At 55.6% G+C, this 12273-nt stretch carries 13 protein-coding genes; 6 read left to right on the top strand and 7 right to left on the bottom strand.

Annotation, left to right across the window (positions count from 1 at the left end; translation table 11 throughout):
* Window positions 1-16: 16 nt before the first annotated feature.
* The 4 genes from metQ (at window position 17) to proS (ending at window position 3882) form a co-directional block, all read left to right on the top strand.
* Window positions 17-832, top strand: coding sequence for a methionine ABC transporter substrate-binding lipoprotein MetQ (metQ, locus tag EAE_RS11990; protein WP_015368138.1), 816 nt, complete (start codon window positions 17-19; stop codon window positions 830-832).
* A 108-nt stretch (window positions 833-940) separates the two neighbouring features.
* On the top strand, window positions 941-1348 hold the full coding sequence (rcsF, locus tag EAE_RS11985; protein ID WP_015704458.1) for an Rcs stress response system protein RcsF: 408 nt from the start codon (window positions 941-943) through the stop codon (window positions 1346-1348).
* Window positions 1345-2052: a tRNA (N6-threonylcarbamoyladenosine(37)-N6)-methyltransferase TrmO gene (gene tsaA, locus EAE_RS11980; protein ID WP_015704457.1), complete on the top strand. Its 708-nt coding sequence runs from the start codon at window positions 1345-1347 to the stop codon at window positions 2050-2052. Before rcsF ends, tsaA begins: the two co-directional genes overlap by 4 nt.
* A gap of 111 nt (window positions 2053-2163) precedes the next feature.
* The gene (gene proS, locus EAE_RS11975; protein WP_015368141.1) at window positions 2164-3882 is read left to right on the top strand and encodes a proline--tRNA ligase; all 1719 of its coding nucleotides are present in this window, start codon (window positions 2164-2166) and stop codon (window positions 3880-3882) included.
* Between the two features lie 62 nt (window positions 3883-3944).
* Here the strand turns inward: proS and nlpE are convergent, their stop codons facing one another.
* From nlpE to EAE_RS11960, 3 genes are read right to left on the bottom strand one after another with little or no spacing between them, the layout of a single operon-like run.
* Window positions 3945-4643, bottom strand: coding sequence for an envelope stress response activation lipoprotein NlpE (nlpE, locus tag EAE_RS11970; protein WP_015704456.1), 699 nt, complete (start codon window positions 4641-4643; stop codon window positions 3945-3947).
* Between the two features lie 42 nt (window positions 4644-4685).
* Entirely contained in the window at window positions 4686-5099 is a 414-nt protein-coding gene (gene arfB, locus EAE_RS11965) for an alternative ribosome rescue aminoacyl-tRNA hydrolase ArfB (RefSeq protein WP_015368143.1), read from the bottom strand.
* On the bottom strand, window positions 5096-5641 hold the full coding sequence (locus tag EAE_RS11960; RefSeq protein ID WP_015704455.1) for a YaeQ family protein: 546 nt from the start codon (window positions 5639-5641) through the stop codon (window positions 5096-5098). The genes arfB and EAE_RS11960 overlap by 4 nt, the downstream gene beginning before the upstream one ends.
* A gap of 196 nt (window positions 5642-5837) precedes the next feature.
* On the opposite strand from EAE_RS11960, the gene EAE_RS11955 reads away from it, so the two are divergent.
* Both EAE_RS11955 and rof read left to right on the top strand, forming a co-directional pair.
* On the top strand, window positions 5838-6038 hold the full coding sequence (locus EAE_RS11955) for a YaeP family protein (RefSeq protein WP_015368145.1): 201 nt from the start codon (window positions 5838-5840) through the stop codon (window positions 6036-6038).
* Window positions 6025-6285 (top strand): Rho-binding antiterminator, encoded by a 261-nt coding sequence (rof, locus tag EAE_RS11950; RefSeq protein WP_015368146.1) that lies wholly within the window; start codon window positions 6025-6027, stop codon window positions 6283-6285. Before EAE_RS11955 ends, rof begins: the two co-directional genes overlap by 14 nt.
* 15 nt (window positions 6286-6300) lie before the next feature.
* On the opposite strand, the gene tilS is transcribed toward rof, so the two are convergent.
* From tilS to EAE_RS11930, 4 genes are all read right to left on the bottom strand, one after another.
* Entirely contained in the window at window positions 6301-7602 is a 1302-nt protein-coding gene (gene tilS, locus EAE_RS11945; RefSeq protein ID WP_015704454.1) for a tRNA lysidine(34) synthetase TilS, read from the bottom strand.
* Between the two features lie 68 nt (window positions 7603-7670).
* Window positions 7671-8060, bottom strand: a complete 390-nt coding sequence (locus EAE_RS11940) for a VOC family protein (RefSeq protein ID WP_015704453.1) — start codon at window positions 8058-8060, stop codon at window positions 7671-7673.
* Between the two features lie 62 nt (window positions 8061-8122).
* The gene (locus tag EAE_RS11935; protein WP_015704452.1) at window positions 8123-10261 is read right to left on the bottom strand and encodes a lysine decarboxylase LdcC; all 2139 of its coding nucleotides are present in this window, start codon (window positions 10259-10261) and stop codon (window positions 8123-8125) included.
* A 100-nt stretch (window positions 10262-10361) separates the two neighbouring features.
* On the bottom strand, window positions 10362-12146 hold the full coding sequence (locus EAE_RS11930) for a chitinase (protein WP_015704451.1): 1785 nt from the start codon (window positions 12144-12146) through the stop codon (window positions 10362-10364).
* Window positions 12147-12273: the final 127 nt, after the last annotated feature.

The following is a 12273-nucleotide window of genomic DNA, read 5'->3' as shown; positions in this document are numbered from 1 at the left end:
ACAGGAAGGAAATAACATGGCCTTTAATTTCAAAACCTTTGCGGCAGTTGGCGCATTAATCGGTTCTCTGGCTCTGGTGGGTTGCGGTCAGGATGAAAAAGATCCTAACCATATTAAAGTCGGCGTGATCGTCGGTGCGGAACAGCAGGTTGCTGAAGTCGCGCAGAAAGTGGCAAAAGAGAAGTATGGCCTTGACGTTGAGCTGGTGACCTTCAACGACTACGTGTTGCCGAACGAAGCGCTGAGCAAAGGCGACATCGACGTTAACGCCTTCCAGCACAAACCATATCTCGACCAGCAGATTAAAGACCGCGGTTATAAGCTGGTTTCCGTCGGCAACACCTTCGTCTATCCGATCGCTGGCTACTCGAAGAAAATCAAATCTCTGGACGAACTGCAGCCGGGCTCACAGATTGCCGTACCGAACGATCCGACCAACCTCGGCCGTTCCCTGCTGCTGCTGCAGCAAGTGGGTCTGATTAAACTGAAAGAAGGCGTAGGTCTGCTGCCGACGTCTCTGGATGTGGTTGAGAACCCGAAAAACCTGAAGATCGTTGAGCTGGAAGCACCGCAGCTGCCGCGTTCTCTGGACGACGCGCAGATCGCTCTGGCAGTCATCAACACCACCTACGCCAGCCAGATTGGCCTGACGCCGGCGAAAGACGGTATCTTCGTTGAAGACAAAAACTCGCCGTACGTAAACCTGATCGTCGCCCGCGAAGATAATAAAGACGCGGAAAATGTTAAGAAATTTGTTCAGGCTTACCAAAGCGATGAAGTTTACGAAGCCGCTAACAAAATCTTTAACGGCGGCGCAGTGAAAGGCTGGTAATCTGCTTTCAGCGTAATATCATTCAGGACGGGCTTTATGCCCGTCTTGTCATTTTTGCAAGCACCTGATTCAATAGCGCCCTGTTTTATAATTCATTGAGGAAATACTATGCGTGCTTTACCGGTCTGTTTGTTAGCACTCATGTTAAGCGGTTGTTCTATGCTAAGCAGATCCCCCGTTGAGCCTGTTAAAAGCACCGCAACCACGCCAGTCCAGACGGAAACGGCTAAACCAAAAGTCTCACGTCCCGCGCCGGTCAGAATCTACACCGATGCCGCCGCGCTGGTTGGGAAACCCTTCCGCGATCTGGGTGAAGTGAGCGGCGAATCATGCCAGGCTTCAAACCAGGACTCCCCGCCGAACATCCCGACCGCCCGTAAACGCATGCAAATCAACGCGGCCAAAATGAAGGCCAACGCCGTGCTGCTGCACAGCTGCGAAGTGACCAGCGGTACGCCAGGCTGCTACCGTCAGGCCGTTTGCCTGGGTTCAGCGCTTAACGTCTCGGCGCAATGAGTGCATTTCAGTTCGCGCAGATAGGCGTCATCCGCTCGCCGTATAAAGAGAAGTTTGCCGTTCCTCGCCAGCCTGGTCTGGTTGAACACGGCGGCGGAGAACTTCATCTGCTCGCGCCCTATAACCAGGCTGACGCCGTGCGTGGACTGGAAAACTTCAGCCACCTGTGGGTGCTGTTCGTCTTTCATCAGACCATGGCTGGCGGCTGGCGCCCGACCGTGCGCCCTCCCCGCCTTGGCGGCAACGCGCGCATGGGCGTCTTCGCGACCCGCTCGACATTTCGCCCCAACCCTATCGGCATGTCGCTGGTTGAACTGAAAGGCGTTCGCTGCCAGAAGGATCAGGTAATACTGGAACTTGGCAGCCTCGATCTCGTTGACGGCACGCCGGTGGTTGATATCAAACCTTATCTTCCCTTTGCCGAAGCCCTTCCTGATGCCAGCGCTAGCTATGCGCAACAGGCGCCGCTGGCAAGCATGAATGTCAGCTTTACGCCAGAAATAGAAGCACAGTTACTGACGCTGGAAAAACGCTACCCGCATATCAAAGCGTTTATCCGTGAAGTACTGGCGCAGGATCCGCGTCCGGCTTATCGCAAAGAGGAAGAAGCAGGGAAAACCTACGCCGTCTGGTTGCTCGATTTCAACGTGCGCTGGCGGGTAATCCCCTCCGGTTTTGAAGTCTTTTCTCTCGAACCGCGCTAATTTTATTTTCCTCTCTTTTGGCATCTTTGCCACACTGGTAAACTAAACCACTTTTTTGTTTCAGGCTGGCTCTCCAGCCTGTTCCGATCGTCCAAATGGAACCGTAACAACATGCGTACTAGCCAATATCTGCTCTCCACTCTGAAGGAGACACCTGCCGACGCCGAAGTCATCAGCCATCAGCTGATGCTACGCGCCGGGATGATCCGCAAGCTGGCCTCAGGGTTGTACACCTGGCTGCCGACCGGCGTGCGCGTTCTGAAAAAAGTCGAGAACATCGTGCGTGAAGAGATGAACAACGCCGGTGCTATCGAGGTGTTAATGCCGGTAGTTCAGCCTTCTGAACTGTGGCAGGAGAGCGGTCGCTGGGAGCAATATGGCCCTGAGCTGCTGCGCATTGCCGATCGTGGCGATCGCCCATTCGTCCTCGGGCCGACTCACGAAGAGGTCATTACTGACCTGATTCGCAATGAGCTGAACTCGTACAAACAGCTGCCGCTGAACTTTTATCAGATTCAGACCAAGTTCCGCGATGAAGTTCGCCCGCGTTTCGGCGTGATGCGCTCCCGTGAGTTCCTGATGAAAGATGCTTACTCTTTCCATACCTCTCAGGAATCGCTGCAGGAAACCTACGACGCGATGTATACCGCTTACAGCAAAATCTTCAGCCGTATGGGGCTGGATTTCCGCGCGGTACAGGCTGACACCGGTTCGATCGGCGGTAGCGCTTCCCATGAGTTCCAGGTACTGGCGCAGAGCGGCGAAGATGACGTGATCTTCTCTGACAGCTCCGACTACGCGGCGAACATTGAGTTTGCCGAAGCCGTCGCGCCGAAAGAGCCGCGCGCAGCCGCGACGCAAGAAATGACGCTGGTAGACACGCCGAACGCGAAAACCATCGCCGAGCTGGTTGAGCAGTTCAATCTGCCAATCGAAAAAACCGTTAAGACCCTGCTGGTGAAAGCGGTAGAAGATAGCAGCTACCCGCTGGTCGCCCTGCTGGTACGCGGCGATCATGAACTCAACGAAGTAAAAGCGGAAAAACTGCCGCAGGTCGCCAGCCCGCTGACCTTCGCCAGCGAAGAAGAGATCCGCGCTATTGTTAACGCGGGGCCAGGTTCTCTCGGCCCGGTTAATATGCCGATTCCGGTGGTTATCGACCGTACCGTCGCGGCCATGAGCGATTTTGCCGCTGGCGCCAACATCGATGGCAAACACTATTTTGGCATTAACTGGGATCGCGATGTCGCGACTCCGGAAGTTGCTGATATTCGTAATGTCGTTGCCGGCGATCCGAGCCCGGATGGTAAAGGTACTCTGCTTATCAAGCGTGGTATCGAAGTGGGACACATCTTCCAGTTGGGCACCAAGTACTCGCAGGCGATGAATGCCGCGGTACAGGGTGAAGACGGCCGCAACCAGGTCCTGACCATGGGCTGCTACGGTATTGGGGTGACCCGCGTGGTGGCCGCCGCTATTGAGCAGAACTTTGACGATCGCGGCATTATCTGGCCGGACGCCATCGCGCCGTTCCAGGTCGCTATTTTGCCGATGAACATGCACAAGTCCTATCGCGTGCAGGAGCTGGCCGAGAAGCTCTACGCCGAGCTGCGCGCACATGGCATCGACGTGCTGATGGACGACCGTAAAGAGCGTCCTGGCGTGATGTTCGCCGATATGGAGCTGATCGGCATCCCGCACACCATCGTGCTGGGCGACCGTAACCTCGACAACGATGATATCGAATACAAACATCGTCGCAACGGCGAGAAGCAGCTGATTAAGACCGGGGATATCGTGAACTACCTGGTGCAGCAAATTAAGGGGTAATTTCCCCTTAAAAGCTAAAAGGCCTCGCAATAGCGAGGCCTTTTTTATAGCAACTGCAAGAATTAATTACCGCAGTCTTTACCCGGAATAAATTTGCTGTCTTTATCCGTCATTAGCGTTTTCATCATCTCGCCGGTATCGGGATTCGCTTCAAGCGTGAAGTGTCCTTCAACCACCAGCAATACCGGACGAGTATCCGTCCCGCGCGCAGCGGCATAATCTCGCTCAAGCTGGGCATTATTTGCCACGGCTACCGTTTTACCCGTCACACAATCGGTAAAGGTTGCCGCATCCGCCATATAGAAATACATCCCGCGCATCGCCATCGGCGTCGTCGGCAGGCTGGCCTTCACCGACTCCAGCGTATAGTTAAGCGCAGAGTTAATCGGGTTGCCGTCGCGATCGAGCATCTCAAGCTTATCGCCTTTCGCCCGATAGTAAGATTTCTCGCCTTTACTGTTGGTCAGCACTAGCTTATCAGCGGTACGCGCCCAGGTGCCATACGAAGCGAAAGATGACGGCTCGCGGCTAACGCCCTGATAACGTTCGTTCATTACCCAGGTGCCGTCTTTCTCAAGAAATAACGAGGTCTCAATCCCTTCGCAATCCGCGCAAGGCAAAATACCGCGCCAGCTTTGCTGCATCGGCTTCAGCTCTTCCATTGCCGTCGGCTGTACCGTCTCCACCTCAGCGCGATGGTTACAGCCAAACAGCGCAAAGAGCGAACAGGCCGCTGCGAGCGAAAATACAATTTTCTTCACTGTGAATTCCTTATAATCCATTCCACCCGTCCGCCACGCCTCTCAATGGCGAACTTTCCCACGCAGCGCTTTGACTGAGGACTTTTGCGCCTTGGAGGCAAGTCGTCGCTCTTTTGACGCCCGAGTCGGTCGCGTCTCCCGGCGGCTTTTTTGCACTGCGGTTAATTCTTTTATTAACGCAACCAGCCGCGAGATCGCCGCTTCGCGGTTCATCTCCTGGCTGCGATATTCCTGAGCCTTAATGATAACCACACCGTCAGCAGAAATTAAGTGGTGACTGGCGGCAAGCAGACGCTCTTTATAAAACTCCGGCAGGCTCGATGCTTTAATATCAAAACGTAAGTGAATCGCCGTCGAAGCCTTATTCACGTGCTGACCGCCCGCCCCCTGTGCGCGGACCCCGGTAAGCGAAATCTCCTCATCCGGGATGGAAACGCTGCGGCTAATCATGATCATGCCGGCTGCTGCCAGGCCGTTAAATGAATTTCCAGATTATTCCGATCGTCGGATAACCAGATGCCGCCGTCCTGCAGGGTTGCCTGCAGCGTCATGGTGCGATCGGCAAAAGCGCTCAGCAGCGCCAGTTGCGCATCATCAAGATACCAGATGGTCAGCTTCGGATACGCCGCAAGCTTATTCTGATTCTGCTGCCACCAGATTTCAGCCGCCCTGCTATTATAGGCGAATAGCGCCACCTCCTGCGCCCGCGAGCAGGCTTTCTTGAGGCGCTTCTCGTCCGGCAGCCCCAGCTCAATCCACAGATCGATGCCCAAATGGTCGTTTAACTGCCATAGCTCCGGTTCATCATCCGAGGACAACCCGCGGGTGAACTGCAGGCGCTCGTTGGCATATTTTATCCACGCCAGCAGGCGCAGCATCATACGCTCCTGGGTTTCGGAAGGATGTTGCGCCAGCGTCAGGTTAGCATCCAGAAACTGGTTGCGATCCAAATCGGCAACGTTAACCACAGCTTTATAAATCGTCGCTTTCAGCGCCATGAATAAACTCCTGAAAAAAATGGCATACATTGTAGCGAAACTAGCGACAAAAGGCTGTCGTCAATCGCGGGTCCTCCTTTCATCCTGCTGATATTGCTTAGATGACTATGGTATAGTCACCTTGCTAAACAGAGTTTATCTTCGTAGGCTTAAACTTGCATCCCACGGTTAAGTCAGAACGCTGACAGGAGGGCATGTGGATCAATATTGTGAGTTAATACGCAAGCGGTATGCGGAAATAGCCAGCGGAGACTTAGGGTATATCCCGGATGCGCTGGGCTGCGTGTTGAAAGTATTAAATGAGGTTGCGGCGGATCAGGCCCTTTCGGAGTCAGTCAGGGAAAAGGCCGCTTATGCGGCAGCAAACTTATTGGTGAGCGATTATGTCAATGAATGATACTTATCAACCCATTAACTGCGATGATTATGACAACCTCGAGCTTGCCTGCCAGCATCACCTGGTGCTGGCGCTGGCCCTGAAAGATGGTGAACAGCTGCAGGCCAAAGCAAACGATCTTATCTCGCGTAAAAATGTCGAGTATCTGGTGGTAGAACTTGGCGGTAACGTCCGTGAGCTACGTCTGGATAAAATCGCCAGTTTCAGCCATCCTGAAATCGGCACCGTGGTGGTCAGCGAATCCTGAAGCCCATCGGGCGGCTTAGCCGCCCGTTTTCCGCCATACCAGCTGTAACCCCTCGCCTTCCTGTACTTGCCCCTCTCTGGTGACAAACAGCCCATCGGCCGCCGCGATCAACGTTTCGCCATAAAACAATAGTGGCGTGGTATCGCGACGCCAGGGCGCGACCGCCATTTCCTGCCAGATTTTCTTAAGCTTACGCCCGCCCGGACGCCCGACGATGTGCAGATTACCGCTGGCGCGAAAACGTATCGATACCGGTTCATCCGCGCGTGGCGCGCGTAGCGGCCCACCGGGCTGCAACGCCAGTTCTCCCAGCGTTTCCGGTAGTGTCAGCGCTTTAGTCGCATCACCCCATGGTATTTCCCGTTCCGTCAGGCTTGCCAGATGCTTTACCCAAAACAAGCGCTGCTGGTAGCGCCGGACGGCAAAACCGCCTAACCGCAGACAAGGCGCGGCGTCTTCACGCGCCAGCGCCACTTCCTGCCAGATGCGCTCCGGCATTTCGCGCGACGGCATCGGCGCCTGTTGGGATGCCAGCCAGCGGCGCAACAGCGCCGCACGACGCGGCGCGCTCATCGCGCTCAGCGGTTCTATCGCCAGCGAACCACGCTCATCAACCAGCGCGGCAAGCTCCGCCGACAGCATTTCATCAAGCAACTGTTCCTGTTCGCCACATAAGCTGGCACTGCGGGCGACGGCCTCGGGAAAATGCGGCCAGCGCTCGCTCAGCAGCGGCAGTACTCGCAGGCGCAGAAAGTTGCGATCGTAGGCATCGTCCTGATTACTTTCGTCTTCAATCCACCGCAGTTGATGAGTCAGCGCCCATTGATGCAGGGATTCACGGCTCTCATTGAGCAGCGGACGTAGCAATTTTCCGCCAGCGAACTCGCTACTGGCGGCCATCGCCGACAAGCCGGTCGGGCCGCTACCGCGCTTAAGCGCCAGCAGGAAGGTCTCGCATTGGTCGTCGAGATGTTGTGCCGTCAATAACGCCTCGCCTGGCAGCAGCGCCTCACGGAAAGCCTGATAGCGCGCCTGGCGAGCATGCGCTTCAATCCCCAACCCCTCATCCGCCAGCGTCACGCGCACCACCTGTAACGGTACCTGCCACTGCAGGCAAATCTGTTCGCAATGCTCAACCCACTGGTCAGCGTTGGCGCTCAGGCCGTGGTGAATGTGAATCGCGCGCAGCTGAATCGCTGGCTCACGCTGGCGCCAGCGTACCAGCCGGTGCAGCAGGACGGTTGAGTCCAGGCCGCCGCTGAAGGCCAGCAAAAACTGACGATGTGGTCGAAGCGATGAGGCAATATCCGGCGTCATGATCGTGCGTACGCAGCTAAGAAGAGATAGCCCGGCACGTTACGCGCCAGGGCTGGTTCTGGCAAGTATTACTGTTGGTAAATCTCCAGCGGCAGGCCGTCGGGATCGTTGAAGAAGGTGAAACGCTTATCGGTAAACGGATCAATGCGGATAGCTTCACAGGCGACGCCATGCGCCTGCAAATGCGCAACCGCGGCATCAATATCGTCGACGCTAAACGCCAGGTGGCGCAGACCACAGGCTTCCGGACGGCTTGGGCGCGCAGGAGGGAACGGGAACGAAAACAGCTCGATAACGTACTCGCCGTTCAGCGCCAGGTCGCCCTTCCACGAATCACGCTCGGCGCGGTAGAACTCGCTTTGCAGCGTAAACCCGAGGATGTCGCAATAGAACGCTTTGCTCTTCGCGTAGTCTGTCGCGATGATGGCAATATGGTGAACCCGTTTTAAACCCAGCATGGTTGTTCTCCTCCTGTTGAAGCCCAACACGTTACTCGCGCCGCCCGCCGCCGCGCAAGCCCCTAATTATTTTTTAAGACTCGTACACGGTAGACGCCGTCTTCATCACGTTTGGCCCCATGGATGTCGGTTTCAAAACCTGGATAGTGGCGACCGATCGAACAGAGCATCAACAGGAAATCGAGCACCGCGCGACTCTCTTCGGTGATCATCTCCCCCGGCATCAGTAGCGGCACGCCAGGCGGATACGGCAGGATCATGTTTGCCGAAATACGCCCCACCAGATTCTCCAGTTCGATGGTTTCGACTTCGCCCTTAATCTGCCGCTGCCAGGCCTGATGCGGGGTCATTTTCATCTCCGGCAGCACGTCGAACGCCCGCAGCATCAGCTGTGAGAGCTGATGCTGACGGATCAGGCGGTGGATCCCCTGCGCCAAATCCTGGATGCGCATATTGCGGTAGAAGTCAGGATCCTCAGCATAGAGATCCGGCAACATATTTTTCACCCTCAGGTTGAGATCGTAGGCGCGTTTAAACTCGGTCAGACCGCGCAGCAGGCCCATCGCCCGGGTTTTATCGATACCGATACTGAACAAGAACAGCAGATTGTAAGGCCCGGTTTTCTCCACCACCACGCCGCGCTCGTCGAGGAATTTGGCCACCAGCGCGGCCGGGATCCCCTCTTCCGCCATATTGCCCTGCTCGTCCATACCCGGCGTGAGAATGGTGACTTTTACTGGATCGAGGAACATATGGTCGTCATCGGCATCCTGGAATCCGTGCCACGCTTCTCCTGGGGAAACTGGCCAGCATTGCGCTTCGTCGACCTCCTCCGGTTGCCAGATATCAAAGAACCAGCCGTCGGCCTCCTCACGCAAGCGCTGCACCTCCTTACGGAAATGTAGCGCGCGTTCGATGGAGCGCTGAATCAGGCGTTTTCCGGAGTTGCCGCGCAGCATCGCCGCTGCGGTTTCTATCGAGGCGACGATCGGATAGCTCGGTGAGGTAGAGGTATGCATCATAAAGGCTTCATTGAAGGTATCTTCATCGTAGCTGCCTTTAATATGGATCAACGAAGCCTGCGACAACGCCGCCAGCATTTTATGCGTCGACTGGGTTTCGAAGATCACTTTCCCCGGTACGCGATCGCCGCTCATGCCGCTTTTCCCCTGATAAATCGGGTGAAAGTGGGTATAAGGCACCCAGGCGGAATCGAAGTGGATCGACGGCACGTCAAGGGTCTGTTTAATCCAGGTGGTGTTATACAACAGCCCGTCATAGGTGGAGTTGGTGATCACCGCATGCACCGGCCACTGCGCGCCGCGAGTTGTCTCTACTTTGTGCTGGACGCTATCGCGGGTAAATTCCCGTTTCGGAATGCCGCCGAGGATCCCCAGCGCGTTACGCGTCGGTTTTAACCACAGCGGCACGATATCGCTCATCATCAACAGATGCGCCAGCGATTTATGGCAGTTACGGTCGATCAGCAACGTACTGCCAGCGGGCGCCGAATACATGCCGACAATTTTATTCGACGTCGAGGTGCCGTTGGTCACCATGTAGCTCTGCTCGGCGCCAAAGGCGCGAGCGATATACTCTTCCGCTTCCAGATGCGGGCCGGTATGGTCCAGCAGCGACCCCAGTTCGGTAACAGAGATAGAAACATCGGCTTTCAGCGTATTACCGCCGAAGAAATCATAAAACAGGCAGCCGACCGGGCTTTTCTGATAGGCGGTTCCCGCCATGTGTCCGGGTGTACAAAAGGTATATTTTCCCTCCTGCACATAGTTAAATAACGCTTTGGTAAATGGCGGCGTGATGTTGTCCAGATACTCGTTGGTATACTGACGAATACGAGTAGCGATATCTTCCGCCAGCCCCAGCGCATATTCAAAGAACCATAGCGCCATGCGCAGGTCCTGGCTGCTGACGTCCATCGTCGAGTGCGTATTGATAAAAGCATACAGTGGGAGATATTCATTCAGGCGATTGATATCGCTGCATAAATCAACGCTGTACTCGTCCCAGTCGAAGATCACGCCGCAGATACGCGGGTTGTGCTCGATAAACTGCAGCAGGTCGGCGCTGTTTTGCGGCCAGATAGTCTGGAATCCTTGCTTCTGCAGAGCGGCTTCCAGCTCTTTGATCGGTTCGTCTTTATGGTAGACGCCGTGGGGCCCCATGATGGCGATGATATTCACGCTTTCCTCCTGGATTTACCTAAGGTAAGCATAATATCAATCGCGCCAGTGCTTAGCACTGGCGGATTTATCTTAGTCCTGAGTCATAGCAAAGCGATGATTACAGCGCTTTCCACGCATCACCCCAGGCCAGACCTGCGCCCGGTTCGTAGTAGGTTGGCGCCACGTTGCACCATGCCCCTTCCGGCAGCGGTTTACACTGGAAAAGCGCGCCGTGGTTATTGACGATGTCACCTGGTTTCCAGCTCTGGCTGGCGCTCCACGCTGGATAGTTGATAACGCCGCTATCGCCTGCCGGCTCATCCTTCGCGTCATCCGCCGCCACCTTCGCCTTCACATTCAGAGTATAGGTGGCCGTGCTGGATAAACTGCCATCGCTAACGGTCAGGCTAACGACATACTGGGCATCTTTGTCGCTCTCTGGTGCGCTAAAATTGATCACCGCTTTATCCGCGCCGCTCAACGTCTGGCCATCCTGCGACATCCAGCTATAGCTCAGCTTATCGCCGTTGGCATCGGTAGAGGCTTCCGCGCTCAGCGACACCAGGCTACCGGCTTCGACTGCGCCGACCGGGCCGGCAATACGCGCCACCGGCGCGACGTTTACCTGCGGAGCAGGCGTAACATCATCCGTCTTATCAGACGCGCCATCACTACCCGCATCATCAACCACGGTTACGTTGAAGTAGTGCTGCACGCATTTGCTGTAATCCCCCTCTTTAAACGCGCTGTACGGCGTCTGATAGCTCACCAGCTGGCAGGCATTGGTTTTACCGTCCGCGGTGTTCGGATCCCATCCCCAATCCTGTTCCCAGTAGATTGGCAGCGCGCCGGCTCCGCCTTCATCAAACTGCTTCATGTTCTTACAGCCCAGCACTTCATCATCGGCAATAGGTACTTTGAGGTAGTTGGCGAACTCTTTGTAATAGGCAATACGGTTAAGCGATTGGGCGTTTTCCGTTGCGCCGCCGCACTCGACGCCGCCGTTGATGATCTGGATGCTCACGCCAAACCCTGGCACCAGGCCATTGCTCTTATCGCGATCGTTGGGCTGCCAGGTACCGTCGATAACGTGCAGCATGGAAGGTTTCGGCGGCTGCGGATAAACAAAGAAGAACACGGCGCTGGCGAGGTTCATCCATGAATCGGCCACCAACTGTGGTTTATCCAACAGCGGGCGAACGTCGCCATACATCGCCTCTGAGAACGGGCCGTAGTTGTAGTTATAGGAGAGCTGTTTAGCGCCGCGGCCAAAATAGCTGAGGAAATCGCCATCGGCATCTTTACCGCAAGGCCAGGTCTGCCCCTGCCAGACATCCGGGTTACATTCGCCGTTATAGCCGCCCTTTTGACCTTCGGTCCAGCCGACTTCGCGCAGATAGACCAGCGCCTGGCGCCATTCCGGAATATCGCGCCAGCTTTCGTGGCCGCCGGTTTCCTGAGCAAAGTGGGCAAACATCGTCGCCAGCGATTTACGGCAGATAGCATCGCTATCGCGACCATCGGTATAGGTACCGCATACCGCCGGGAATTTACCGATCGCCTTCAGGAAATTGCTGTAGGTATATTCCGGCGCGCGCATCGGGAACAGATAATCCCAATCCTGCTCGCTAAGCATGCCTTCAACGCGCTTAACGTTCTCCGGATTCGCCGCCCTACCGGGTTCAATCTGCTCCACCACGGCATTATCGAGGGTGCGAATAGAGGATTTAACCGCTTCCATCAGCGGAAAGTCGGTTAGCGCTTTTTCTTTTGCCGCCAGTTCGCTGGCGGTCATGGTGGTTGTTTCAGTGGCGCTGAGCAGCGGCGCCGCCTGTGCGGCCCCCAGACTTAACAAGATCCCTGCGGCCACGGCGCTTAAGGCGACGGTTTTATGAATTGCCATAATATTATTCTCCTTTTCCTTATGAACGGTCTGCCCAGGCGTTGTCCCCGGCAGTGAGCGCAGTGTCACGGGAAAAAGACATCATCGGCTAATCACATCACCTCATTGACGTATCATCTTACCTCAG

The sequence above is a fragment of the Klebsiella aerogenes KCTC 2190 genome, from assembly GCF_000215745.1.
Lineage (GTDB): Bacteria > Pseudomonadota > Gammaproteobacteria > Enterobacterales > Enterobacteriaceae > Klebsiella > Klebsiella aerogenes.
This window is presented reverse-complemented; position numbering and strand designations above follow the sequence as displayed.

Coding starts and splice junctions, on each gene's coding strand:
- arfB (WP_015368143.1), bottom strand. CDS start 5,099: ATGATCATGATTAGCCGCAGCGTTTCCATCCCGGATGAGGAGATTTCG.
- proS (WP_015368141.1), top strand. CDS start 2,164: ATGCGTACTAGCCAATATCTGCTCTCCACTCTGAAGGAGACACCTGCC.
- rcsF (WP_015704458.1), top strand. CDS start 941: ATGCGTGCTTTACCGGTCTGTTTGTTAGCACTCATGTTAAGCGGTTGT.
- rof (WP_015368146.1), top strand. CDS start 6,025: ATGTCAATGAATGATACTTATCAACCCATTAACTGCGATGATTATGAC.
- EAE_RS11930 (WP_015704451.1), bottom strand. CDS start 12,146: ATGGCAATTCATAAAACCGTCGCCTTAAGCGCCGTGGCCGCAGGGATC.
- metQ (WP_015368138.1), top strand. CDS start 17: ATGGCCTTTAATTTCAAAACCTTTGCGGCAGTTGGCGCATTAATCGGT.
- EAE_RS11960 (WP_015704455.1), bottom strand. CDS start 5,641: ATGGCGCTGAAAGCGACGATTTATAAAGCTGTGGTTAACGTTGCCGAT.
- EAE_RS11940 (WP_015704453.1), bottom strand. CDS start 8,060: ATGCTGGGTTTAAAACGGGTTCACCATATTGCCATCATCGCGACAGAC.
- tsaA (WP_015704457.1), top strand. CDS start 1,345: ATGAGTGCATTTCAGTTCGCGCAGATAGGCGTCATCCGCTCGCCGTAT.
- tilS (WP_015704454.1), bottom strand. CDS start 7,602: ATGACGCCGGATATTGCCTCATCGCTTCGACCACATCGTCAGTTTTTG.